The 24,514-nt window shown below is 72.6% G+C and carries 21 protein-coding genes and 4 pseudogenes; 8 read left to right on the top strand and 17 right to left on the bottom strand.

Going from position 1 to position 24,514, the window contains the following annotated elements; genetic code table 11:
* Positions 1-24 precede the first annotated feature (24 nt).
* The 3 genes from FU792_RS01700 to fbaA form a co-directional block, all read right to left on the bottom strand.
* Positions 25-999: a helix-turn-helix domain-containing protein gene (locus FU792_RS01700; RefSeq protein ID WP_149814493.1), complete on the bottom strand. Its 975-nt coding sequence runs from the start codon at positions 997-999 to the stop codon at positions 25-27.
* Positions 1,000-1,222: 223 nt separating this feature from the next.
* Positions 1,223-1,633, bottom strand: a complete 411-nt coding sequence (locus tag FU792_RS01695; RefSeq protein WP_022925392.1) for a DUF3151 domain-containing protein — start codon at positions 1,631-1,633, stop codon at positions 1,223-1,225.
* Positions 1,630-2,658 (bottom strand): class II fructose-bisphosphate aldolase, encoded by a 1,029-nt coding sequence (gene fbaA, locus FU792_RS01690; RefSeq protein WP_022925391.1) that lies wholly within the window; start codon positions 2,656-2,658, stop codon positions 1,630-1,632. The genes FU792_RS01695 and fbaA overlap by 4 nt, the downstream gene beginning before the upstream one ends.
* Before the next feature lie 110 nt (positions 2,659-2,768).
* Between fbaA and FU792_RS01685 the strand changes: the two genes are divergently transcribed.
* The 3 genes and pseudogenes from FU792_RS01685 to FU792_RS01675 all read left to right on the top strand — a co-directional run bounded on the left by FU792_RS01685 (position 2,769) and on the right by FU792_RS01675 (position 6,125).
* Positions 2,769-4,358, top strand: a complete 1,590-nt coding sequence (locus tag FU792_RS01685; protein WP_022925390.1) for a circularly permuted type 2 ATP-grasp protein — start codon at positions 2,769-2,771, stop codon at positions 4,356-4,358.
* Positions 4,352-5,283 (top strand): annotated as a pseudogene (locus FU792_RS19030) (alpha-E domain-containing protein). Before FU792_RS01685 ends, FU792_RS19030 begins: the two are co-directional and overlap by 7 nt.
* Positions 5,283-6,125, top strand: a complete 843-nt coding sequence (locus FU792_RS01675) for a transglutaminase family protein (RefSeq protein WP_022925388.1) — start codon at positions 5,283-5,285, stop codon at positions 6,123-6,125. Before FU792_RS19030 ends, FU792_RS01675 begins: the two are co-directional and overlap by 1 nt.
* A gap of 10 nt (positions 6,126-6,135) precedes the next feature.
* Here FU792_RS01675 and FU792_RS01670 read toward each other — a convergent pair whose 3' ends face one another.
* Entirely contained in the window at positions 6,136-6,939 is an 804-nt protein-coding gene (locus FU792_RS01670; RefSeq protein WP_022925387.1) for a transglutaminase-like domain-containing protein, read from the bottom strand.
* A gap of 4 nt (positions 6,940-6,943) precedes the next feature.
* Positions 6,944-7,588, bottom strand: a complete 645-nt coding sequence (locus FU792_RS01665) for a TrmH family RNA methyltransferase (protein WP_022925386.1) — start codon at positions 7,586-7,588, stop codon at positions 6,944-6,946.
* Between the two features lie 139 nt (positions 7,589-7,727).
* Here FU792_RS01665 and FU792_RS01660 point away from each other — a divergent pair, with 139 nt between their 5' ends.
* Entirely contained in the window at positions 7,728-9,428 is a 1,701-nt protein-coding gene (locus FU792_RS01660) for a sunset domain-containing protein (RefSeq protein ID WP_022925385.1), read from the top strand.
* A 120-nt stretch (positions 9,429-9,548) separates the two neighbouring features.
* Here FU792_RS01660 and pyrE read toward each other — a convergent pair whose 3' ends face one another.
* The 4 genes and pseudogenes from pyrE to FU792_RS01640 all read right to left on the bottom strand — a co-directional run bounded on the left by pyrE (position 9,549) and on the right by FU792_RS01640 (position 13,101).
* Positions 9,549-10,100 (bottom strand): orotate phosphoribosyltransferase, encoded by a 552-nt coding sequence (pyrE, locus tag FU792_RS01655; RefSeq protein WP_022925384.1) that lies wholly within the window; start codon positions 10,098-10,100, stop codon positions 9,549-9,551.
* Between the two features lie 52 nt (positions 10,101-10,152).
* The gene (locus tag FU792_RS16595; protein WP_022925383.1) at positions 10,153-11,475 is read right to left on the bottom strand and encodes a glycoside hydrolase family 15 protein; all 1,323 of its coding nucleotides are present in this window, start codon (positions 11,473-11,475) and stop codon (positions 10,153-10,155) included.
* On the bottom strand, positions 11,472-12,260 hold the full coding sequence (locus tag FU792_RS01645; RefSeq protein WP_028131084.1) for an SDR family NAD(P)-dependent oxidoreductase: 789 nt from the start codon (positions 12,258-12,260) through the stop codon (positions 11,472-11,474). Before FU792_RS01645 ends, FU792_RS16595 begins: the two co-directional genes overlap by 4 nt.
* Before the next feature lie 35 nt (positions 12,261-12,295).
* Positions 12,296-13,101: pseudogene (locus FU792_RS01640) on the bottom strand (deoxyribonuclease IV).
* Positions 13,102-13,193: 92 nt separating this feature from the next.
* Between FU792_RS01640 and FU792_RS01635 the strand changes: the two are divergent.
* Positions 13,194-13,556 carry an SRPBCC family protein gene (locus FU792_RS01635; RefSeq protein WP_161600176.1) on the top strand — a complete coding sequence of 121 codons (363 nt, stop codon included), beginning with the start codon at positions 13,194-13,196 and terminating at the stop codon, positions 13,554-13,556.
* A 353-nt stretch (positions 13,557-13,909) separates the two neighbouring features.
* The gene (locus FU792_RS01630; protein WP_022925379.1) at positions 13,910-14,713 is read left to right on the top strand and encodes an exodeoxyribonuclease III; all 804 of its coding nucleotides are present in this window, start codon (positions 13,910-13,912) and stop codon (positions 14,711-14,713) included.
* 188 nt (positions 14,714-14,901) lie between these two features.
* Here FU792_RS01630 and FU792_RS01625 read toward each other — a convergent pair whose 3' ends face one another.
* Positions 14,902-16,125: an MFS transporter gene (locus FU792_RS01625; RefSeq protein ID WP_237740037.1), complete on the bottom strand. Its 1,224-nt coding sequence runs from the start codon at positions 16,123-16,125 to the stop codon at positions 14,902-14,904.
* Positions 16,122-16,703, bottom strand: a complete 582-nt coding sequence (locus FU792_RS01620; protein ID WP_022925377.1) for an HhH-GPD-type base excision DNA repair protein — start codon at positions 16,701-16,703, stop codon at positions 16,122-16,124. Before FU792_RS01620 ends, FU792_RS01625 begins: the two co-directional genes overlap by 4 nt.
* Here FU792_RS01620 and FU792_RS19025 point away from each other — a divergent pair.
* Both FU792_RS19025 and FU792_RS01615 read left to right on the top strand, forming a co-directional pair.
* Positions 16,621-17,150 (top strand): annotated as a pseudogene (locus FU792_RS19025) (ribonuclease H family protein); the annotation flags it as partial. The gene FU792_RS01620 and the pseudogene FU792_RS19025 overlap by 83 nt on opposite strands.
* Positions 17,133-17,681: a nuclear transport factor 2 family protein gene (locus FU792_RS01615; RefSeq protein ID WP_420876883.1), complete on the top strand. Its 549-nt coding sequence runs from the start codon at positions 17,133-17,135 to the stop codon at positions 17,679-17,681. The pseudogene FU792_RS19025 and the gene FU792_RS01615, both read left to right, overlap by 18 nt.
* A gap of 3 nt (positions 17,682-17,684) precedes the next feature.
* Here FU792_RS01615 and FU792_RS01610 read toward each other — a convergent pair whose 3' ends face one another.
* The 6 genes and pseudogenes from FU792_RS01610 to pstS form a co-directional block, all read right to left on the bottom strand.
* Positions 17,685-19,373, bottom strand: a complete 1,689-nt coding sequence (locus tag FU792_RS01610; protein WP_022925375.1) for an MFS transporter — start codon at positions 19,371-19,373, stop codon at positions 17,685-17,687.
* A 92-nt stretch (positions 19,374-19,465) separates the two neighbouring features.
* Positions 19,466-20,206, bottom strand: a complete 741-nt coding sequence (locus tag FU792_RS01605) for an LppX_LprAFG lipoprotein (protein ID WP_083673472.1) — start codon at positions 20,204-20,206, stop codon at positions 19,466-19,468.
* A 110-nt stretch (positions 20,207-20,316) separates the two neighbouring features.
* Positions 20,317-21,095: pseudogene (gene pstB / locus FU792_RS01600) on the bottom strand (phosphate ABC transporter ATP-binding protein PstB).
* Positions 21,096-21,118: 23 nt separating this feature from the next.
* Positions 21,119-22,273, bottom strand: coding sequence for a phosphate ABC transporter permease PstA (gene pstA / locus FU792_RS01595; RefSeq protein WP_149814491.1), 1,155 nt, complete (start codon positions 22,271-22,273; stop codon positions 21,119-21,121).
* On the bottom strand, positions 22,273-23,220 hold the full coding sequence (gene pstC / locus FU792_RS01590) for a phosphate ABC transporter permease subunit PstC (RefSeq protein ID WP_022925371.1): 948 nt from the start codon (positions 23,218-23,220) through the stop codon (positions 22,273-22,275). The genes pstA and pstC overlap by 1 nt, the downstream gene beginning before the upstream one ends.
* A gap of 101 nt (positions 23,221-23,321) precedes the next feature.
* Positions 23,322-24,455 (bottom strand): phosphate ABC transporter substrate-binding protein PstS, encoded by a 1,134-nt coding sequence (pstS, locus tag FU792_RS01585; protein ID WP_022925370.1) that lies wholly within the window; start codon positions 24,453-24,455, stop codon positions 23,322-23,324.
* Positions 24,456-24,514: the final 59 nt, after the last annotated feature.

Here is a 24,514-nt window from a genome sequence, read left to right as displayed (position 1 = left end):
TATGCCGACCGCGTCGCCCCCGCGTCACTCCACGAGTCCCCGGCGGCTCACGGCCAGCCCGAGCTGGAAGCGGGTGTCGACCCCGTGCTCGTCCATGAGCGCCGCGACCCGTCGCCGGACGGTGCGCAGCCCGAGCCCCATCTGCCGGGCGATGGCCTCGTCCTTGAAGCCGAGCGAGAGCAGCTCGAGCAGCTTGACGTCCTGCGCGGAGGCGTCCCGGGACATCAGCGGCTCGGCCCGCCGCCAGAGCTCGTCGAAGAGCGTCACGAAGGCGTCGATGATGGCCGGCGGTCGCAGCAGGAGGAAGTCGGCGTCCTCGCCGTTCTCCTCCAGCAGCACGCCGGAGCGGCCGAAGATCGCGAACTCGACCCGGATGTTGTCGTCGGCCAGGTAGCGCTGCTGCTCCCCCGCGCCCGCCCGCCACTGCGCGAAGGGGTGCCACTCCGGGTCGGTGAGCACCGACAGCGGGAAGATCCCGCGCACGTCCCGGCCCCCGGTCGAGAGCCCGTCCCACTGGCTGCGGACGGCGTCGTCGTGCGCCGGGCCGGTCGCCATCTTGGCCGTGACCTGGCGGATCGACCCGCGTGAGGTGCGGATGAGGTGCTCGACGACGCCTGCCGCCTCCGTCGGCGCCACCTGCTCCCACGGCGGGACGCGCGGGCCGGAGAGCTGCAGCCCACGGCGGTAGTCCGACTCGAAGCTGTCCAACGACTCGCGCAGCCCGAGCAGCCGGCGACGCCGCTCGTCCAGCTCGGACTCCTCGGAGTCGAGCAGCCGCCCCACGCTCGCCCGCGGGTCGTCGACCTTGACGGTCCCCTCCGAGGTGCGGCGGGCCAGCCGCATCCGCTCCAGGTCGCGCATGACCTGCTCGGTCTGCCGCAGCCGCCAGCCCAGGGCCTCGGCGTGCTCGGCCATCGGCGCGGGGGCCGAGCGCAGCACGTGCCGGTAGAGCTGCTCGGCCGCCTCGGTCAGCCCTACGGACCCTGGTTGAGCATTCATCTATGGCAGGATAAGGCCACTGACACACTTATGTCAGTAACAAGTTGTCGGGCGTGGTTGTATGGGCTCGTCGGACCGCACGTCAGGGGACGCGATCGATCCGATCATGGGGAGCGAGCGGCACCCGGGGCGGTCACGGACCCGGGCGCCGCTCGCACATCGGCGGGCCGGTCCGGTGGCGCGACACGACCCTCGCGCCACCGGGCGGGGGGCTCACCAGGACTCAGAACCCCAGTTCACGGGCCCCGGACGCCGAGGAGGCGCGGAGGAACTCGGTGCAGCGGTGCTGCTCCTCGGTCTCCCCGATCCGACCGGCGGCGGTCGCCAGCGCCGCGAGCGCCCGCAGGAAGCCGCGGTTCGGCTCGTGCTCCCACGGCACCGGTCCTTGCCCGCGCCAGCCGGCCCGGCGCAGCTGGTCCAGACCGCGGTGGTAACCAGTACGGGCATACGCGTAGGCCGCCACGTCGTCGTCCTCGTGCAGCGCGTCCTCGGCGAGCATCGCCCATGCGAGGCAGGACGTCGGGTAGGCCGCCGCGACCGTGCGCGGGTCGCCTTCCTCCAGTCCCCGGGCGGCCGGGTCCTCGGGCAGCTCGGTGGGCGGGATGCCCAGCAGGTCCGAGGTGCCGGCGCTCACCGGTGGGTCCCGGCGGAGCGCAGGTTCTCGCAGGCCTCCACGACCCGCTCGGTCATCGCCGCCTCGGCGACCTTGCCCCAGGCGCGGGGGTCGTACTGCTTCTTGTTGCCGACCTCGCCGTCGATCTTCAGCACGCCGTCGTAGTTGCTGAACATGAAGCCGGCGACGGGACGGGTGTAGGCGTACTGGGTGTCGGTGTCGATGTTCATCTTCACCACGCCGTAGTCGACCGCGTCCGAGATCTCCTGCCGGGTCGACCCCGAGCCGCCGTGGAAGACCAGGTCGAAGGGCCGGCTGTTGGCGTCGCCGCCCAAGGCCTGCGCGGCGGCCTCCTGCGCGGTCTGCAGGATCTCCGGGCGCAGCTTGACGTTGCCGGGCTTGTAGACGCCGTGGACGTTGCCGAAGGTGAGCGCGGTGAGGTAGCGGCCCTTGTCGCCGCTGCCCAGCGCGCGCACCGTGGCGACGGCGTCCTCGGGGGTGGTGTAGAGCTGGTCGTTGATCTCGTTGGCGACCCCGTCCTCCTCGCCGCCGACGACGCCGATCTCGACCTCGAGGATGATCCGGGCCGCCGCGCACTGCTCGAGCAGCTCCTCGGCGATCTCGAGGTTCTCCTCCAGCGGGACCGCCGAGCCGTCCCACATGTGCGACTGGAAGTAGGGCAGACCCCCACCCTGCACTCGCTCGACCGAGGCCGCCAGCAGCGGTCGGACGAAGTCGTCGAGCTTGTCCTTCGGGCAGTGGTCGGTGTGCAGCGCGATGTTGACGTCGTACTTCTTGGCGACCTCGTGCGCGAAGGCGCTGAAGGCCATGGCGCCGGTCACCATCTCCTTGACCCCCTGGCCGGACCAGTACTCCGCACCGCCGGTGGAGACCTGGATGATGCCGTCCGAGCCGGCGTCGGCGAAGCCCTTGATCGCGGCGTTCAGCGTCTGGCTGCTGCTGACGTTGATGGCCGGGTAGGCGTAGCTGCCGGCCTTGGCCCGGTCGATCATGTCGGCGTAGACCTCGGGGGTGGCGATGGGCATGGTGTCCTCCTGGGGACGCGGATGACGTCAGGTCACCACCTATGCTTCCACAGGCGTCCGGGCCACGGGGGCCTCGCCTGCGGCCCTTCGCCGGCCACTAGGGTTGCGGCATGACTGGCGCGTTCACCGACTACCCGACCACGCCGTCGATCTTCGACGAGACGATGACCACCGACGGGCAGGTGCGTCCGGGATACGACCAGATCACCACCCAGTTCGACACCTTCGGGCTGGAGGACGTCCGCAACCGGGGTGAGTACGTCAGCAAGAGCTACCACGACCAGGGCGTCACCTTCGACTACGAGGGCGAGGAGCGACCCTTCCCGCTCGACATCGTGCCGCGGGTCATCGACGCCGACACCTGGTCGCACGTCGAGGCCGGCGTGGCCCAGCGGGTCACCGCGCTGGAGGCCTTCCTGGCCGACATCTACGGCCCGATGCAGATCATCACCGACCGCGTGCTGCCTCGGCACATCGTCACCACGTCCAGCCACTACCACCGGGTGGCTTTCGACATCCAGCCGCTCAACGGCGTGCGGGTGCACGTCTCCGGGATCGACCTCATCCGGGACGGTGACGGGACCTTCCGGGTCCTCGAGGACAACGTGCGGATCCCCAGCGGGGTCTCCTACGTCCTCACCAACCGCCGGGCGATGACCTCCACCCTGCCCGAGGTCGTGGGGACCCACCGGATCCGGCCGGTGGCGGCATACCCGAGCAGGTTGCTGCGGGCGCTGCGGGCCGCGGCCCCCTCGGGGATCACCGACCCCGAGGTCGTCGTGCTCACCCCCGGCCCCTACAACTCGGCCTACTTCGAGCACTCGCTGCTGGCCCGGCTCATGGGCTGCCGGCTCGTCGAGGGCCGCGACCTGGTGACGCAGGGCGGCCGGGTGATGATGCGCACGACGCACGGGCTGCAGCCGGTGCACGTGATCTACCGCCGCGTCGACGACGACTTCCTGGACCCGGTCGCCTTCCGCAACGACTCCGTCCTCGGCTGCCCGGGGATCCTCAACGCCGCGCGCGCGGGCAACGTCACCATCGCCAACGCCGTCGGCAACGGCGTCGCGGACGACAAGCTGATGTACTCCTACGTGCCGGACATCATCCGCTACTACCTGGGCGAGGAGCCGATCCTGCCCAACGTCGACACCTGGCGCCTGGAGGACCCCGCCCACCGCGAGGAGGTCATGGACCGCCTCGACGAGCTGGTGCTCAAGCCGGTCGACGGCTCCGGCGGCAAGGGGATCGTCATCGGGCCGCAGGCCAGCAAGGAGGAGCTGGACCAGCTGCGGGCCACGGTGACCGCCTCGCCGCGCGGCTGGATCGCCCAGCCGGTGGTGCAGCTGTCCACCGTGCCGACCATGGTCGACGACGGGCTGCGTCCCCGGCACGTCGACCTGCGGCCGTTCGCGATCAACGACGGCGAGAAGGTCTGGGTCCTGCCCGGCGGCCTGACCCGGGTCGCGCTCGGGGAGGGCGAGCTCATCGTCAACTCCAGCCGGGGTGGCGGCTCGAAGGACACCTGGGTGCTCTCCGGCGACGGCCGCCGGACCCGGGTCGAGCCGCGCGCCCAGCGGCAGGTGCAGATCGGCACCGCGCCGCAGGTCGCGCTGAAACGCTCCGAGGCCGAGCCCGCGGAGCAGGAGCAGCAGCAACAACAGGCCGGACCCGAGCGGCAGGAGGCGGCACCATGCTGAGCCGGATCGCCGAGTCGCTCTTCTGGATCGGTCGCTACCTCGAGCGGGCCGAGGACACCTCTCGGCTGCTGGAGGTGCACCTCACCCTCCTGCTGGAGGACCCCGTCGTCGACGAGGAGGCCACCAGCGAGGTGCTGCTCCGGGTCATGGGCATCGACGGCGCCGCCAGCACCGACCACCAGACGGTGCTCCAGCTCCTCGGCTGGGACGAGACCTCGCTCACCTCGATGGTCGCCGCCTTCTACGGCGCCCGTGAGAGCGCCCGGCGCTCCCGGGAGACGGTCTCGCTGGAGATGTGGGAGGCCGTCAACACGACGTGGAACATGATGCGGGGCAACCGGCTGCAGCACGTGCCGGCGCACCGCGCCTGCCAGCTCGTCCGGGAGCGCTGCGCGGTCGTCGGGGGCATCGCGGACACGACGATGACCCACGACGAGGCAGGCAGTACATGATGCTCGGCCGGCAGCTGGAGCGGGTGGACATGACCTCGCGGATCATCGAGTCCGCGGCATACAACGCCGACAGCCCGTATGCCTGGACCCAGACCCTGCGCGCGTGCGGCGCGCACCATGCCTTCATCCGCACCTACCGGGGCGCGGCGACCGACGCGCAGGCGGCGGAGTTCCTGCTGCTCGACCGGCTCTTCCCGCGGTCGGTGCTGGTCTCGCTGCAGGCCGCCGAGGAGGCGCTCGCCTCGCTCGAGTCGGCCACCGGCGGCCGGCGCACCGGGATCACCGGTGAGGCGGTCAAGGCGCTGGGCCGGGCCCGGGCCGAGCTGGAGTTCGGATCACTGGAGGAGACGATGGCCCACCTGCCCGAGCGCATGAGCAGGCTGCAGCGCACCTGCAGCGCGGTCAACGACACGGTCTCGGACCACTACTTCGACGGTGCCGGTGCGTCCGTCTGGCGGGCGGGGGTGCGCTGATGCTGCTGCGGATCGTGCACCGGACCGGCTACGAGTACGCCGGCATGGCCTCCCACTCCTTCAACGAGGCGCGGATGTCGCCGCGCTCGACCCTGCACCAGGCGGTGCTGCACACCAAGGTCGACATCGCGCCGACGGCGTGGACCAACACCTACACCGACTACTGGGGCACCACGGTGACGCAGTTCGAGGTGCACGAGCCGCACCCGCGGCTCGCGGTGACCGCCTCGGCCACCGTCGACGTGCAGCGCCCGGAGGTCACCGGCGAGGGCCTGAGCTGGGAGGCCGTGCGCAGCTCGGAGGTCTTCGACGACCTCAGCGAGTACCTCCTGCAGTCACCGATGGTCGAGCCGCCGGAGGAGCTCAGGTCACGGGTCGAGGAGATCGCCGGACGCAGCGCCACCCCGAGCGAGTGCGCGCGCGAGGTCGTCGAGCTCGTGCACGACGAGATGGAGTACGTCTCCGGGTCGACCGGGGTGCACACCCGCGCGTCCGAGGCGTGGGCCAACCGCTCCGGCGTCTGCCAGGACATGTCGAACCTCACCATCGGCTGCCTGCGGTCCGTGGGGATCCCGGCCTGCTACGTCAGCGGCTACCTGCTCCCGGCGCGCGAGCCCGAGATCGGGACGCCGTACACCGGGGAGTCGCACGCCTGGGTGCGCTGGTGGGACGGCGAGTGGGTCGGGATGGACCCGACCAACGCCATCCAGCCCGGCGGCCGCCACGTGGAGGTCGCCCGCGGCCGGGAGTACGGCGACGTGCCCCCGCTGCGAGGCATCTACACCGGCACCAAGAGCAGCTCGATGTTCGTCGAGGTCGAGCTGACCGCCCTGCGACCCTGAGGCGAGCCGGTCAGGCGATGGACACCGTGCCGCGGTGGTCGTCGCCGGGCAGGTCACCCTCGGCGGTCGCCGTGACCTGCAGGCCCTTGAAGGTCATCCCGCCGGAGTGCACGGTGAGGAAGGACGTCTCGCTGGCGTCGGCGCCGGCGCTGATCCGCACCAGCGAGGTGCGCGGCGCCAGCCGGGTCGGGTCCACGACGACCCACCGGTCGTCGACCGCCGCCTCGACGACGGCGTGGAAGTCCATCGGCGACAGCCCCGGGGCGTAGCAGGCGACGAGCCGGGCAGGTATGCCGCGGGCGCGCAGCAGCGCGAGCGTCAGGTGGGCGAAGTCCCGGCACACCCCGGTCCTGGACAGGTAGGTGTCGCTCGCGCCGTCGGTCACGGTCGAGGAGCCGATGACGTAGCGGAGGTGCTCGTGCACCCAGTCGGCGACGTCGAGGACGCCCTGCTCGCCGGCGACGTCTCCCACCTCGGCGCGGGCCACGGCCTCCAGCCGGTCCAGGTCGACGTAGCGGCTGGGCCGGACGTAGTGGATGCGGTCCAGCGGGGTGACCGGCGCCGCGGCACCCCCGTCGGTGACGGTTGCGGCGTAGCTGACGGCGAGCTCCCCGGGCGGGACGTCGCGGACGACGTGCCACCGGGTGCCGCTGGCCTCGTCGAGGACGTCCTGGACGTCGACCGGGTCACCGTCGAGGGTGATGGTGAAGCGCTCCTGCTCGGTGGCGACGCCGTCGGCCACGGTCACGCCGAGGGTGGCCTCGACCGGGCTCGTGATGGCAGCGGTCAGGTCCGCGGAGAGGTGTCGTCGCATGCCCTCATGGTGTCAGGCGCCCGGCGTGCCGCAGCGCCCAGTGGTACATCACGATCGCTGCGGCCGCCCCGGCGTTGAGCGAGCGGGTGGATCCGTACTGGCTGATGGCGAGCACGTCCGCGCACCCGTCGACGGCCTCGGCGCTCAGGCCCGGCCCCTCCTGGCCGAAGAGGAGCACGCAGTCCCGCGGGAGGGCATACCCCTCGATCGGGATCGAACCGGGCACGTTGTCGATCCCGAGCACGGGCAGATCGTGCTCCCGTGACCAGGCGAGGAGGTGCGCGACGTCGGGGTGGTGCTGCTCGTGCAGGTAGCGGTCGGTGACCATCGCCCCGCGCCGGTTCCACCTGCGTCGGCCCACGATGTGCACCGCGGCGGCGTTGAAGGCGTTGGCGGTGCGGACGACCGACCCGATGTTGAAGTCGTGGCCCCAGTTCTCGATCGCCACGTGGAAGCCGTGCCGGCGGGTGTCGAGGTCGGCGACGACGGCGTCGTGCCGCCAGTAGCGATAGCGATCCATGACGTTGCGCCGGTCACCGGCGCTCAGGAGCTCGGGATCCAGGTGCTCCGGCAGGGCACCGTGCGCGTCCCGCGGCCACGGCCCGGACCACGGGCCGGCTCCGACGCTCTCCTCCTGCTCGTCGCTCACGCGCACGAGTGTGGCAGCAGGCTCGGCCGTCGTGATGGCCGACCTGCACGTTTCGCACTACGGTAGGGACCGGTCGCGGGCACCAGCCCGCACGCATACCCGAATGCGGCCTGCGGGCCGCCGGAACGGAGGGACCACGATGGACCCCACCACCTGGATCATGCTGATCCTGCTGCTGCTGCTCATCGGCGTCGTCGTCTTCTGGTTGCTGCGTCGCCCGGGGGACGACTCCGGCGCCGCGTTGGACGCCCGGGACGAGGGCGGTGTGGTCGGCAGCGAGGGGCGCGACGGCGTGACGCCCGGCGCGGACCCGACCACCTCGGGGTATGCCGGTGCGGACCCCGCCGCGCCCGAGCGAGCGGTGTCCACCGACCCGGCCGAGGGGACGCGGGCCGAGGAGGCGCCGGTCGAGCCGGCGCCGGGTCAGACGGGCCAGGCGCCCGACGGCGCGCCGGTGGGCGGGACCGAGAGCCACCAGCCGCACGCCGGTGACGATGAGCTGTCCGGGGCCGACGGCGAGGCGGCGGGGGTCGCCCCGACCGAGTCGCGCTACGACACGGCACCCGCGGCCGAGCAGGACCCGGGCCCCATGGGTGCGGACGACGCCGAGCACGACAGCGGGCACGTGGACGAGGACGACCCGGGCCGCTGGCGCGAGGCCGCGGCCATCGGTGCGACCGGTGCAGCCGGGGGCGCTGCCGTGGCCGGGGCGACCCAGGGCGACGGCACGGCCGACGACGGGCTGCGTGACGACGAGGGCATGGCCCGCGACGAGGGCGCGCACCACTCCACGGGCGGGGCACACGCCGCCCCGACCGAGGAGGACGGCGTGTCCGCCCTCTCCGATGACGAGGTGAGTGCGGGGGCGAGCGAGGAGCCGCTGCACGCGCAGGAGCAGGCGCCGGCCGGTGAGCCGCTGACCGCCGACGAGGTGCTGGACGCCCAGGGCGGCGGAGCCGGCGAGGAGTACCCCGTCGGCGACCCGGCCACGACCTACCGCAGCGACGAGGGCGGCCACGCGGTCGTCGTCGAGGAGGCCGGGGGGACCGACGCCGCGGCGACGGACCCCGCGACCTCCGGCACCACGCACGATGCCGGCGTCGTGCCGCCCGCGTCGACGGCGGGCACCGACGGCCGCGAGGACCGGTGGACCGAGGAGACCTCCGCCGGGATGGACTCTCGTCAGGACCAGTCCTGGACCGACCAGGGCACGGCCACGGGCACCGACCCGGTCGCCGACGACCACCCGGAGCAGAGCTGGACCGAGCAGGGCACGGCTGCCGGCGGGGCGTCGGTCACCGAGGACCAGCCCGGGCAGTCGTGGACCGACCAGGGCACGGCGACCGGGGACGAGACGCAGCAGGCGCAGTCCTGGGACGAGGGCACCTTCTCGACCACGGACCTGGGCCGTGGCGACGACGCCGCCACCGGCGAGGAGTCCTGGACCGACAAGGGCACTGCGGCCGGGGTCGCCCCCGCGCAGGAGGGCCACGACGAGACGTGGGCCGGCGAGGGCACCACCGCCGGCGCGGCACCCGTCACCGAGGACCGCGGCGACCAGACCTGGGATGACCAGGCCCCGGCTGAGGAGCGGATGAATCAGGGCGCCGACGCCGGTGCACCGGTCTTCGCGGAGTCGATCTACGGCGCCGGCTCCGCGGAGCCGCTGGAGGACGGCTCCGGACCCGCCGGCTGGGCCATCAAGGGCAACTCCGGCTCGATGCTCTTCCACACCCCGGAGTCGCCGAGCTACGACGGGGTGCGTGCCGAGGTGTGGTTCGAGAGCCAGGAGGCGGCCCGCGCCGCCGGCTTCGCGCACTGGGACCGCCGCCAGCGCTGACGACACTCACCGAGCGGCCCATCTCGGCAGCTCTCGCCCCGCGAGCGCCCGCCGGAGTGGGCCGCTCGGCATGTCCGATCGTGGTGTCCGGTCGGGCGTCCGGTCGGTGTGGGCGGACCGCTAGTCGCCCAGGCCGAGATCGCCCAGCTGGTAGGCCGCCCGGTAGGTCAGGCCCTGGGCCTCGACCCGCTCGCGCGCGCCGCTGCCCCGGTCGACGATGACCGCGACCGCGACCACCTCGGCCCCCGCCTCCCGCACCGCCTGCACCGCGGTCAGCGGGGAGTTGCCGGTCGTCGACGTGTCCTCGACGACCACCACCCGACGCCCGGCGATCGAGGGACCCTCGATGCGCTGCTGCAGCCCGTGGGCCTTCTCGCTCTTGCGGACGACGAAGGCGTCGAGCGGGTGGCCGTCGCGACGTGCGGCGGCGTGGAGCATCGCCGCGGCCACCGGGTCCGCCCCCATCGTCAGTCCCCCGACGGCGTCCACGTCCAGGTCGTCGACGAGGTCGAGCATCACCTCGCCGACCAGCGGGGCCGCCTCACCGTGCAGCGTGATCCGCCGCAGGTCGACGTAGTAGTCCGCCTCCGCCCCCGACGACAGCGTGACCCGGCCGTGGACGACGGCGAGGTCGGTGACGAGCTGGAGCAGGCGGTCGCGCGGGGTGGTCATGCCAGCAGCGTAGGCGAGGGTGTGGTCCACCCTCCCGCACGGCGGCCCTGGCTCAGGGGCGGGCGGCCAGGACCACGAGCGCCGCGGTCCAGGCCAGCGGCGCCACCGCCGCCGGGTCGCCGTCGTGCAGGACCTTCTCCGGCAGTGCTCCGGCGTCGGTCCGATGCTCGTCCAGCCAGTCCAGCCACTCCCCCGCCTCCTCGTCCCGTCCGGTATGCGCGGCCGCCACCGCCTGCAGGGCCGTCTCCGGCGTCCAGGACACCCCGTCGTTGCGCCACCCGGCGCCCGGTGCCAGCCCTCCGGCCGGGCGCCGCTGCGGCGCCTGCGAGCGCCGTCGGGCCAGCTCCGCCCCCGGGACGGCCTCGTCGACGAAGGGCGGCAGGAGGAAGGTGACCGCGGCATCGGGACGGCCCCCGAGGTGTCTGGGGAAGGACGGACCGAACTCGTCCACGATCCGCTCGCGCACCGCCGCGGCGGTGGGCGTCAGGGTGGCAGGGTCCACGCCCGCCGCCTGCCACTCGCGCTTCGCTACCGCGCCGCGGGCGTGCAGGTCGGCGGCCGCCTCGAGACCCATGAGCGAGGTGGCCGCGATGCCGAGGGTGAGCTCCTCCTCGGGCCGCTCCCAGTAGTCCGGCGAGGGTCGGGGCAGCCCGGTCTGCGGGTCCAGCCGGTCCAGCAGCCGAGCGGTGGAGCGCGTGACCAGGGGCGCGAGAGATCGTGCCGGGTCGTCCTCGGGCGTGGCACCCGGCATACCGGTGTCGATGACCTCCCGAGCCGCCCAGAGCGCCCACCCGGGGCCGTCCTCCTGCGCCGGCCGCTCGTCCGGGACCGAGCCGTCGCCGAGCGGGACGTAACGGGCCTGCAGGGAGCCGTCCGCGGCCTGCAGGTCCTGGAGCAGCAGGAGCACCTCGAGCGCGTCCTCCTCGTGACCGGACCGGGCCAGGGCGACGGCGGCGAAGGAGGCGTCCCGCGGCCACACGAACCGCCACGCCGGGGAGGCGCCGGCGAGCACCGCGCCCGGGGCGGCGCCCGTGGGCGCGGTGAGCAGGTGCAGGTCCTCCAGGGCGCTGCGCACGAGGTCACGGTGCCGCGCGGAGACGGACGGCTGCCACCCCGACGCGAGCCACGCCTGCCGCCCCGCAGCCCGGGCCGAGAGCACGGACACCTCGACCGGGCGGGTCTGCCCGTCCGTCGACAACGGGAGCCAGCCGTCGGCGGCCCTTCCGGGCGCGACCGCGACGAGCTCTCCCCAGGCGTCGCGGGTCACCCCGTCCTGGTGCAACGGCACCTGGCGGTGGCTGCCCTGCCAGACCAGCGCCCCTCCGCTGACGAGGGCGAGCACCAGGAGCCCGGCGAACCGCCCCCGCCGTCTCATCCCGCCCGGCGCGGCGCGCGGCGTCGACTCGCGAGCGATCCCGCCACGGTGCGGGTGAGCCGGCGCGGAGCCAGCCGCAGCACGCCCACCAGCGCCTTGTAGGTGAGCGAGGGCACCGACACCACCCGCCCGGCGGCGACGTCGTCGAGGCTCTCCCGCACCACGTCGGCGGCCTCGAGCCACAGCGCGTCCGGGAGGCGGGACATGTTCATCTCGGCCCGCGCGTGGAACTCGGTGTGCACGAAGCCCGGGCACACCGCCGTGACGGTGACCCCGTGCGGGGCGAGCTCGGTGGCCAACGCCTCTGAGAAGACCGTGACGTAGGCCTTGATCGCGGAGTAGTGACCCATGACGGCGTAGGAGGCGACCGAGGAGACGTTGAGGACCGCGCCGCGCCCCCGGCTGCGCATGGACCCGCCGGCGGCGTGCGAGAGCACCATCACCGCCCGCACCATGAGGTCCAGGGCCGCCTCCTCCTCGGCGAGGTCGCCCCTGACGAAGCCCCGCCGCGAGCCGAACCCGGCGTTGTTGACGAGCAGGTCCACCGGCTGTGCCCCCGTGCTGCCGACCCGCTCGGCGACGCGGGTCAGGTCGTCCCGGTCCGAGAGGTCGGCCGGCAGCACCTCGACCGCCACGCGGTGCCGGGTGGCGAGCTCGGTCGCCAGCTCCTCCAGCCGGGCCCGGTCACGGGCCACGAGGACCAGGTCGTGCCCGCGCGTGGCGAGCTGGACGGCATACTCCCGACCCAGGCCGGACGAGGCCCCGGTCACCAGCGCTGTTCCCATGGCGCCCAGCGTAGGCGGACCCTCAGCGCCCGCGCTCAGAGGTGCTCGCGGAGCCAGTCCAGGTCGGCGTTGTGCTCCTGCGCCCCGCCCGGGGTCTCGATCACGACCGGCGCCCCGGCGGCGCGCACGACGTCGGCCAGCTCGTCCGGCGGGAGCTGACCGGCGCCCAGGTTGGCGTGCCGGTCCGGTCCGCGCCCGACCCGGCGGCGTCCCGCGAGTCGTTGGCGTGCACCAGGTCGATCCGACCGGTGATCGCGCGCACCTGGTCCACGACGTCGTCCAGTGCGATGCCGCCGGCCCACGCGTGGCAGGTGTCGAGGCAGAAGCCCACCCGGTCGGAGCCCTCGGCCGCGCTGATGGCCTCCCAGACGCGGGCGATGCGGTCGAGGTGGCGGGCCATGGCGTTGTCCCCGCCCGCGGTGTTCTCGATGAGCACCGGGGTGTCCCCGATCGTCAGGGACTCGATGGCCTTGCGCCAGTTGTCGAAACCCTTCTCCGGGTCGTCGTCGGCACCGACGTGGCCACCGTGGACGATGAGGCCCTTGGCGCCGATCTCGGTCGCGGCGTCGAGGTGCTGCTGGAGCAGCTTGCGCGAGGGGATGCGGATGCGGTTGTTGAGCGTCGCGACGTTGACGATGTAGGGCGCGTGGACGTAGAGGTCGACGCCCGCGTCCTGCGCCGCCGCGCGCAACGCCGGTGCCCCACCCTCGAAGCGGACCTCGGGCCCCTTGTAGCCCTGCGGGTCCCCGAGGAAGAACTGCACGAGCGGCGCCTGCCGCGCCTGCGCCTCGGCGATCGGGTCGGTCTGCTCGACGTGTGCTCCCAGGCTCGGCGTGCTCATGCGCTCCATCGTAGGCACCGGCTCCGACACGCCTAGACTGGCGCCGTGGCCTCCTTCTGGTTCGACGTCCTCGTCCCCGGCCCCCGCAGAAGGTGTGGGAGCGGTTGTGGGACCTGGAGCGGCACACCGCTGCCATCCCGCTCACGACGACGCTCGGTGGGCCCCTCGGTCCAGGCGCGGAGTTCGTCGCCCACACCCGCCTCGGCCCCGTGCAGATCGACGACGAGATGGTGGTCCGCGAGTGGACACCGCACACCCACGCCGTCGTGGACAAGGTCGGCCGACCGCTGAGCGGGCAGATCGAGGTGACCCTGCGCGCCGCCGGGCCGGACACCCGGATCCGCTGGGAGCAGCAGTATGCCGTGACCGGGCTGCCCGACCGCCTCGCGGCGCTGGGGTCACCGGTGGTGCGTGCGGGGTACCTCCGCGCGGTGCGTCAGATCACGGCCCCCTGACGGCTCAGCCGCCCCAGACCGAGGTGGCGCCGGTATGTCCGGCCAGCGTCACCGCGACGACCGCCCAGACCGCCCAGACCGCAGCGGCGAGGACAGCCAGCGCGGTGCCGACCCGGGCGGGCCACCGGCCCGCCAGACGTGAACGCCCCCGGCCGCGAGGAGCAGCAGGACGATGGCAACGTGCACGAGCAACGGGTGTGCCGGAAGTCCCATGACCATGTCGGTCTCACTCTCGGGTCGAGGATGCACGAGGTCCACCGCGACCGCCTGATGGCTGTGTCTCACTGTGTCACGGGTGTTCGGCTCCGTCGGGGGATCCGGATGTCGAGGGTCCCGGCGCATACGCTGGTCCGGTGCGTATCGCGACGTGGAACTGCAACAGCATCCGGATCCGGGTGGACCGGGCGGTCGCCCTTCTCGAGCGGCACGAGATCGACGTGCTGGCGCTGCAGGAGACCAAGTGCCGGGACGACCAGTTCCCGCTGCTGCCGTTCGAGCAGGCGGGCTACGAGGTGGCGCACGTCGGACTGAACCAGTGGAACGGTGTCGCCGTGGTCAGCCGGGTCGGGCTGGAGGAGGTCGAGGTCGGCTTCCCCGGGCAGCCGAGCTGGGGCTCCGACGAGGCCGAGGCGGTGGTCGAGGCGCGGGCGCTCGGCGCGACCTGCGGCGGGGTTCGGGTCTGGAGCCTCTACGTCCCCAACGGGAGATCGCTGGAGGACCCGCACCTGGACTACAAGCTGGCGTGGCTGGAGGCGCTGCGCGCCGCCGGGTCCGACTGGCTGACCGCCGACCCGGACGCGCGGATCGCGCTCATGGGCGACTGGAACATCGCCCCCACCGACGAGGACGTCTGGTCGGTCGACTACTACGCCGGTCGCACGCATACCAGCGAGGGTGAGCGCGACGCCTTCCGAGGTGTGGTGGAGGCGGGGTATGCCGACGTCACCCGGGAGCACACGCCAGGCCCCGGGACCTACACCTATTGGGACTACACCCAGCTGGCCTTCGCGAAGCGGCGGGGCATGCGGATCGACTTCTGCCTCGGGTCACCGGCGCTGGCGGCCCAGGTGGAGGGTGCCTTCATCGACCGGGACGAGCGCAAGGGCAAGGGCGCCTCGGACCACGCGCCCGTGGTCGTCGACCTGACAGCCGCCTGAGGACACGGAGCGCAGCGCAGCGAGCACCGGCCGGAGGGCGGCGCGGAAGGTCGACAGAGAACTCGACCTGACAGCCGCCTGAGGACACCGAGCGCAACGCCCACGGGCCTTGGGGACCAACGTCGGGATAGCACGACCTTCATCGGCGAACTTCCCGATGGAGCCTGTGCTATGCCGTGGTCGGTCCCTCAGCGACGGGCGTGGATCACCGCGAGCGGGAGCGTGAGCAACGAGATCCCGGCGACCAGGGCCATACCCCACCCGAAGCCAGCCCCGACGGCGACCGCACCGACGAGCAGGGCGCCACTGGCGGTGCCGGTGTCGAAGCCGGCGTTCCAGACGGTGCTGGCCGTGCCCACCCGGCGCGGACCGGCCGCCGCGAACGCCTGGAGCATCGTGAGGTTCTGCAGCGCGCCGAAGCAGAGGCCGACGAACGCGCAGGTGACGATCCACGCCGCGGCCTGACCGGTGGTGACCGGCTCGCGCACCAGCCAGGCCATCACCGCGAAGACCACCGCCGTCAGCACGATGAACGGTGCCACGAGACGGTCCACGCCGACGCGGTCGGTGACCTCGCCGATCCGCCAGCGCGTGACAGCCGAGACGAGGCCCATGGCGAACAGGCCCGCCGCGGACAGCCAGGGCAGCGCGACCAGCTGCGGGGCGAAGGTGATGACGGCCCCACCGGCCAGGGTCACGGCCAGCAGGACGAACGTGGGTCGCAGCAGTGCGAGATAGGTGCGCAGGGTCGCCGGCGGCTCGTCCACGTCGGGGTGCCGGGTGTCGTGGGTGGCCCGGGTCGGCAGGTGACGCGCGACCACGACGCAGGCCGGTATGCCCAGCAGCGGGATCGCGCCGACGGCGAAGACCGGCCAGTAGCCGAGGGTCTGCGCGGCCCAGCCGCCGAGCGGCATGAAGATGACGTTGGGGATCGACAGCGCTGCGGAGTATGCCCCGACCGCCGCACCCCGGCGCGCGGGCTCGACGAGGAGCACGGCGGCGGCGTTGGCGGCGACGGTGAGGATGCCGAAGCCGACGCCCCGCACGGCGGAGAGGGCGAGGGTCGGTGCCAGCGCGTCGGTGAGCCCGTGCAGCAGCGAGGGGACCCCGAGGAAGACCATGCCGAGGGACAGCACCCACGCCCAGCCGATGCGGCTGATTGACCAGGGCACGGCGAACTGCGTGGCGACCGTCATGCCGAGCAGGACGAAGTTGACCAGCCCGGCGCCGGCGCTGTCGGCCCCGCCCGCCACGGCCCACAGCGGCGCCACCGGGAGGAGCGCGGCATACCCGGAGAAGCCGGTGAGCGCGACGATCCCGATCGCGACCATCCCCGGCGTCGACCAGACGGAGGTCCGTGGCGGTCGACCGTCGGGCCCTGAGGGCCCGGGCTCGGGAACGTGCGCGGTCACGCTCGCGCAGCCTTGGCGGCCGCCTTCTTCTCCTTCTTGTAGGCACGGACCTGCTGCAGGGAGTCGGCACTCGTGACGTCGGCGATGGACATGTGGACACCGTCCTTGCCGTAGTCTCCGGCCGCCTCGCGCCAGCCGTTCGCGGTCAGGCCGCGCTGCTTGCCGAGCAGGGCGAGGAAGATCTTGGCCTTCTGGTCGCCGAAGCCGGGCAGCGCCTTGAGCCGCTTGAGGACCTCCTTGCCGTCCGGCTCGCCCTGCGACCAGATGGCGGCCGTGTCACCGTCGTAGTCCTGGACGACGGCGGCGGCGAGGTCGTGCACCCGCTGCCCCATCGACTTCGGGAAGCGGTGGACCGACGGTGGGGTGGCGCAGAGGGCGATGAACTCCTCCGGATCGGTCCCGGCGATCGCCGCGGGGTCGACCGACCCGAGGCGCTCGAGGATCTTGCGGGGGCCGTCGAAGGCGACCTCCATCGGGATCTGCTGGTCCAGCAGCATGCCGGTCAGCAGCGCGAAGGGGTGCTCGGTGAGGATGCGGTCGGCCTCGGCCTCGCCGACGAGGTGCAGGGTCTCGCTCATGGTCCCCAGGGTAGGGCGTGAGTGCAGGGTGACTGGGGCCGCCTGGCCGGCCGCAGCCGTGGGTGCGGTGCTCGTCCCCACGCGACCTAGGCTTGGCGCCATGACTCTCGAAGCAGCCGCCGACGGATCCGCGCTCGGCAACCCCGGACCGGCCGGGTGGGGGTGGTACGTCGACGCGGACCGGTGGGCCAGCGGCGGCTGGGAGCGCGGCACCAACAACATGGGTGAGCTGACCGCGGTGCTCGACCTGCTGCAGCAGACCGAGGACCTGGAGGAGGATCTGCTCGTCTACTGCGACTCGCAGTACGCCATCAAGTCGATCACCAGTGGATGCCGGGGTGGAAGCGCAAGGGCTGGCGCAAGGGGGACGGCAAGCCGGTGGCCAACGTCGAGATCATGAAGGCCCTCGACGCGGCGATGCGGCCGAACGTGCGCTTCCAGTGGGTCAAGGGGCACGCCGGCCACGGGCTCAACGAGGAGGCGGACCGCCTCGCCAACGCCGCGGCGCAGGCGTATGCCGCGGGCCGCGAGCCGGAGGCGGGTCCCGGTTTCGCCGGGGCGTCTCCTGGCGGGTCCGAGCACGCCTTCGAGGTCACCACGCGGCAGCCGGAGGCCGACCTCTTCTCGCTGTCCGAGGAGGTCAGCGACGAGGACAAGGTCGTGGCCCTGGAGCGCTCGCTGCTCAGCGACGAGGTGCGCGCCGACCCGGCCGGCGTCGCCGGGCTGCTGCACCCGTCGTGGCAGGAGGTCGGCCGGTCGGGGCGGCTGCGGACCCGTGAGCAGCTGCTGGCCGAGATCGCGCCGCTGGCGGAGCCGGTGGAGCTCGAGGTCGTCGACACCCAGCGGCTGGGCGCCGATCTCGTCCTGGTGCTGTGGCGGGGCTCCGGCGACGGCGGGAGCACGCTGCGCAGCTCGCTGTGGCAGCGCACCGGCCAGCAGTGGCGTCAGCGCTTCCACCAAGGCACTCCCGAGGGCTGAGACCTACTCTCTCCCCGTGCGGCCGACGGCCCGCACCCCGAGGGCGAGCGCGACGACGGCGGCGAGGGCGGCGGTATACCCGGCACCCGTGAGGACCGTCTGCACCTGCACCACGGCAGCGTCGAGCAGGGCGTCGGTGTCGGTGGGGTCCGCTAGCGTCCCGACCTCCAGGTAGAACCGACGCAGGCCGAGGGAGGTGAGCAGCGCCAGACCCACGACCATCCCGACCATGCGCGCCACGACGACGAGCGAGCTGACGGTGCCGTGACCGTCCTCGCGGGCGTCGGCGAGCGCCGCGTCGTTGACCGGTGCGATCGCCAGACCGACACCGAGCCCGGCGCCGACCAGCGCCAGCGTGGTGCTGACGACCTCGTCCAGCGAGGCCCGTTCCAAGCGCGCCATCGCGAAGATCGAGACCGCCGCGACCGCCAGCCCCGGGGCGGCGACCAGCCCCGGGCCGACGCGGCGCAGCAGCCAGCCCCCGAGCAGCGCACCGACGGGCACGGCGACGAGGAAGCGCACCAGCACCAGCGCCGCATCGGTCTCGTCGGTGCCCTGGGTGAGCCGGGACAGCAGCGGGACGTCGACGACGATCGCGACGATCGCCGCGCCGACGAGGAGGCTGACGACCAGCGCGGGCCAGACCCGGCGGCGGACGACTCCCTCGGGGATCAGCGGGTTCGCGGCGAGCCGTTGCCGGAGCAGGAAGGCCACGGTCGAGGCGGCACCCAGCGGCAGCAGCCATACCCCCCAGGGGCCGAGCACCTCCTCCTCCGGGTTGGCCGTCGAGAAGGTCAGGACGAGCGACCCGAGGGCGATGGCCACGAGGGTGGCGCCGAGCAGGTCGGCGCGCAGCAGCAGCGGCAGCCAGCGAGACGCGGTGACGAGCACCAGGAGCAGCGTCGCCACGGCCGCGGCTGCACCGATCGGCGTCGCGACCCGGGAGGCCGACGCGGTGTCGAAGGGCACGAAGGGCACACCCAGATCGATCGAGGTGGTCAGGGCCTCGGGCGCCCACAGGGTCAGCGTCCAGAGCACGGTCGCGAGCGCCGCCAGCAGGTATGCCGTCACCCGCGCCAACCATCCGCGACGCCCGGTGGGTCCGTGGGCAACCATCCCCGACGCTCGGTGGGGCGTGGGGGAACCATTCGCGACGCCCGGTGGGCGCGTGGGGGGCGAGGGCCGGATGACGGCGACGCCGACCAGGGCCAGCAGCCCGAGCACCACGTTGAGCCAGAAGATCTCCCGCCACCCGGCAACGGCGAGGACGAGCGCGCCCAGCAGCGGCCCGACGACCGAGCCCATCTCCTGCACCGCGCCGACGACGCCCAGCGGCATACCGCGCCGGCCGGGCGGCCAGAGGTCGGCCACCAGCGCGAGGGTCGCGGGCACCAGACCGCCCCCGCCGAGACCCTGGAGGAAGCGGCCCCCCACCATGACCGGCAGCTCGACCGCGGCCGCGGTCACGGCCGAGCCGATGACGAAGACCACCAGGCACCACAGCAGGATCCGGCGCCGGTCGACCAGGTCGGACACGCGGCCGATGAGCGGCAGGACGGCGATGTAGCCGAGCAGGAAGCCCGAGATGATCGGGGTCCCCCGCTGCAGCGACTCGATGCCGACCCCGACGCCGGCCATCATGTCCGTGAGCGCCAGGACGACGACGTAGGTGTCGGCCGCGGCGAGGGCCACCGCGAGCGCGGCGACCGTCAGCAGCGCCGGCGCCCCCCGAGCCGGACGACCAGCCGCAGCGCCCGCTACGACCCCCTGATCCCCCGCCGGCACTAGGGCTCGGTGACCGTGACCGGCTCGCCGTACTGGTCGAGGGTCACGGTGTAGGTCGAGGTCGTCGGGGGGTAGAACGGACCGGTGATCTCGACGCTGCGGACCTGCCAGGACTCCTCCACCAACCCGTAGGTGACGTCGAAGGAGGACTCGGCGTCCCCGGCGTAGAGCAGGTCGGTGACGATCTCGCCGGGCAGCGTGCCCACGACCTGCTGCACCACCTCGGCCCCGGCCCGGGAGCGCTCGCCGAACTGAGGGTCGTCGGTCTGGGTGAGCAGCGACACCAGGCCGCTCTCCCGGTCGAAGAGCGTGGCCGGGTCGGGCACCCCCAGCTCCTCCGGGTCGGTGTTGACGTGCGCGGGCACGTAGGGCAGCTTCACGAAGAGCTGGCCGTCCAGCGCGACGGTCGGGATGTCGGCCTGGACCCCGGCCACGACCGCGGTGATCGTGCCGTCGAAGGCGGGCGGGTCCATCGTGCCGCTGCCGTCGGCGCTGATGATGTAGGAGCTCTCCTCCTCGGGCAGGTCGGCGCCGGCCATGGTCAGGTGGACCGAGCCGGCGTCGGTGAGGACCCCGTGCGCCTGCTCCAGCCGGTCCTGCGCCGTCGGGGGCGGCGCCGAGCTGGTCGCGCTGTCCTCGCCGTCGTCGTCCGAGCACCCCGCGAGCGCGACGAGGACGGCGAGGCCCATCACCCCGAGCATCCTCGAGCCGGGGGTATGCCGTGCGCCGAGAGACCTCATACCTCCAGTATCACGCAGCCGATCTCACACGACCCGGCGCGACCCTCTCCACCACCGGAGATACCGAGTCCGCTCCAGAGGCGGACACGCGGAAGGTCCTGTCGGGAGTCTCAGCCGAAGCGGCCGGAGATGTAGTCCTCGGTCGCCTGCTGGCTGGGGTTGTTGAAGATGTTCTGGGTGGAGTCGTACTCCACGAGCTCGCCCGGCTTGCCGGTGGCCTCGAGGTTGAAGAAGCCGGTCTTGTCCGAGACGCGCGCCGCCTGCTGCATGTTGTGCGTGACGATGACGACGGTGTAGTCGACCTTGAGCTCGTTGATGAGGTCCTCGATCGCCAGCGTCGAAATGGGGTCCAGCGCCGAGCACGGTCGTCCATGAGGATGACCTCGGGCTGGATCGCGATGGCGCGGGCGATGCACAGCCGCTGCTGCTGGCCGCCGGACAGGCCCGAGCCGGGCTTGTCGAGCCGGTCCTTGACCTCGTTCCACAGGTTGGCGCCGCGCAGCGCCTTCTCGGTGAGCTCGTCGGCGACCTTGCCCGAGATCCGCTTGCTGTTGAGCCGGACGCCCGCGAGGACGTTCTCCTTGATCGACATCGTCGGGAACGGGTTGGGTCGCTGGAAGACCATGCCGACCTGGCGGCGCACGTCGACCGGGTCGACGTTGCGGGCGTAGAGGTTCTGCCCGTCGATCGCGACCTCGCCCTCGACCCGGGCGCCGGGGATCACCTCGTGCATGCGGTTCAGCGTCCGCAGGAAGGTGGACTTGCCGCAGCCGGAGGGGCCGATGAAGGCGGTCACCGAGCGGGGCTCGATGGACATGGAGACATCCTTCACGGCGTGGAAGTCGCCGTAGTAGATGTCGAGGTCGGTGACGTCGATGCGCTTGGACATGGGTATGCAGTGTCTCCTGGAGGTCAGCGGCCGGTCTTCGGCGCGAACATCGTGGCGATGAGCCGGGCGAGCAGGTTGAGGGCGATGACGATGAGCACCAGCAGCGCGGCGGCCCAGGCGCGCTCCAGGCTCGGCTCCCGCACGGCGGGGCTGAGCGGCTTGGTGAACATGAAGTAGGCGTAGACCGCGAGCGTGTTCATCGGTCCGTCGAAGGCGTTCCAGTTCAGGCCGCGGGCATACCCGATCGCGACGAGCAGCGGCGCGGTCTCGCCGATGACCCGGGCGATGGCCAGCGTGACCCCCGAGGCCAGGCCGGAGGCGGCGGTGGGCAGCACGACCTTGGCGATGACCCGCCACTTCGGCACCCCGAGCGCCAGTGCCGCCTCGCGCAGCTCGTTGGGCACGATCCGCAGCATCTCCTCGCTGTTGCGCACCACGGTCGGGATCATCAGCACCGACAGGGCGACCGCACCCGCGAGCCCCATCTTGGCGTCGCGGATCCCGAAGATCTGGGTGAACAGCGCGAAGGCGAAGAGCCCGGCGACGATGGAGGGTATGCCGGTCATCACGTCGACGAGGAAGCGGATCCCGCGGCTGAGCTGGTTGCGGCCGCCGTACTCCACCAGGTAGATCGCGGTGAACATCCCGATCGGGACCGAGATGAGCGTCGCCAGCCCGGTGATGAGGAGCGTGCCCATGATCGCGTGGTAGGCGCCGCCGACGAAGTCCGCCGAGCCGTCGGCGTACTGCTGGTCGTTGAGCCCGGTGACGCCGTTCATCGTCTGGTTGAGGAAGGCGAAGTCGAAGGCCCGGCCGGCCCCCTGGGCGATGACCGTCCAGAGCACCGAGACCAGCGGCACGATGGCGCAGACGAAGGCGAAGTAGACCAGCGAGCGCACCAGGTGGTCGACGGCCACCCGGGTGCCGCCGAGCTGACGGTAGGTGGCGTAGATCGCGCCCAGGTAGGCCAGGAACGACAGCAGCAGCGCCGCGGCCACGTGCAGGTCGAGCAGCTGCCACAGCAGGAGGGCGAGGACGACGGCGCCGGCGGCGATGATCATCGCCGGGCGGCGGCCCGCCGGCCGCACCGGCGAGGGGACGATGCCGCTCACGGCCTCCTGCTGGGTGGGCCGATGGTCGCTGCGCTGCGGTGACGGGGTCTGGGTCTGCGTGCTCATCAGTTGGCTCCCGAGAACTCGGCGCGGCGGTCCACGATCCAGCGGGCGAAGAGGTTGACGCCGAGGGTGATGACGAAGAGGACCAGGCCGGCGGCGATCAGCTCGGAGAGCCGCAGGCCGGCGGCCTCGGGAAAGTTCAGGGCGATCTCGGCGGGGATGGTGGAGTTGCCGTTGCCGATGAAGTTCCACGTGAAGATGCCCGGCGCCAGGATGATGGCGACCGCCATCGTCTCCCCCAGGGCGCGCCCGAGGCCGAGCATCGTGCCGCCGATGACCCCGGGCATACCGAACGGGATGACCGCGGTGCGGATCATCTCCCACTGAGTAGCGCCGAGGGCCAGCGCGGCCTCCTCGTGCAGGCGCGGCGTCTGGAGGAAGACCTCGCGCGAGACCGAGGTGATGATCGGCAGGATCATCACCGCCAGCACGATGGAGGCGGTCAGCAGGGTGCGCCCGGTCGTGGACGAGTCCGCGAAGATCGGGATGAAGCCGAGGTAGCGCTCCAGCCACTCGAAGAGCGGCACCAGGCGCGGCGCGAAGACCGCCATGCCCCACATGCCGAAGACGACCGAGGGCACCGCCGCGAGCAGGTCGATGACGAAGCCGATGCTCTTGCCCAGCCGGCGCGGCGCGTAGTGCGAGACGAACAGCGCGATGCCGACGGCGACCGGCGTCGCCAGCACCATCGCGATGAGCGAGGCGACGACGGTCCCGAAGACGAGGGGGGCGACGTAGCGCCAGAACCCGCGGCCACCGCTGATCTCGTCGGCCGAGGCGGTGAGGGCCGGCATGGCCTCCACCGCGAGGAAGACGGCGACGCCGGCCAGGATGAGCAGGATGACGACGGCGGAGCCGACGGAGGCGCCGGAGAAGAAGAGGTCGCCCGGTCGCCGCACCGCCTTCGCCGGGCCGCGCTCACGCCGCGTGGGAGGGGCAGGGGCGTTCATGAGGTTCCTTCACGGGTCGGACAGGGGGCAGGCACGCCCCGACCGGCGGTCGACTCCTCGGTCGACCGCCGGTCCGGGGTGGCACGTGGGCGGGACAGGTGTCAGCCGCCCTGGATCGTGTCGATGAGCTCCAGCGCGCTGGTGCGGGTGTCCTCGGAGATCGGGGCGGACCCGGCGGCGTCGGAGGCGGCCTGCTGGCCCTCCTCGGAGACGACGTAGGACAGGAAGTCCTTGACGAGGTTGGCCCGCTCCGGGTCGTCGTAGGAGGTGCAGGCGATGTGGTAACTCACGAGGACGATCGGGTAGGTGCCCGACTCGGTGGTGTCGCGGGCCAGCTCCAGCGCCATGTCGCCCTCGACGCCGGTGTCGGCCGGCTCGGAGGCGTCGACGACGTTGGCCGCGGCCTCCGGGGAGAAGGTGACGAACTCCTCGCCCACGCCGATGGCGGCGGACTGGCCGGTGACGACCGAGGCGTCGGCATACCCGATCGTGCCCTCGTTGTCGTTGATGACCTGGATGACGCCGGTGTTCTGCGCGGCGGCCTCGGCCGGGACCGGCCAGGCGTCGCTGGGCTCGTGCGGCCAGGAGTCGGGGGCGGCGGCGGTGAGGTACTCCATGAAGTTCTCGGTGGTGCCCGAGTCGTCGGAGCGGTGGACCACGGTGATCTCGGTGTCCGGGAGCTCGGCGTCCGGGTTGTCCTCGGCGATGGCCGCGTCGTCCCAGGTCGTGATGTCCTGGTTCATGATCTGCGCCAGGGTGTCGGGCGAGAGCTGCAGGCCGTCGACGCCGGGCAGGTTGTAGGCGACCGCGACCGGGGAGATGTAGACCGGGACGTGCATGGCGCCGCCCTCACCGCAGGTGTCGGTCACCGCCTCGCGCTCCTCCTCGTCCAGGTAGGCGTCGGAGCCGATGAAGTCGGAGGCACCGGCGATGAGGTTCTCCCGGCCGGCGCCGGAGCCCACGGAGTTGTACTGCACCGTCACCTCGGGCTGGGTGCCCTGGTAGCCGGCGATCCAGGCGGTCATGGCCGCTTCCTGGGAGGACGCGCCCGAGCCGAGCACGTCGCCGGAGAGGGTCTCGCCGCCCTCCTCGCCGGACTCCTCGGAGCCGGCGTCGGAGCCCTCGTCGGACCCCTCGTTGCTGGAGGTGGTGGGCGCGTCGTCGCCGCAGGCGGCGAGGGTGAGCGAGGCCGCCATCGCGATCGCGACGGTCGGACCAAAGCGGTGGAGCTTCACGGGTTGAACCTCTCTGCACGTCTTCCAGGACAGCCGGACGCGCCAGTGAGACGGCGCCC

The organism is Serinicoccus marinus DSM 15273 (genome assembly GCF_008386315.1).
Taxonomy (GTDB): Bacteria; Actinomycetota; Actinomycetes; order Actinomycetales; family Dermatophilaceae; genus Ornithinicoccus; species Ornithinicoccus marinus.
Note: the sequence above shows the minus strand (reverse complement) of the source record. Positions and strands in the feature narration are given on the sequence as shown.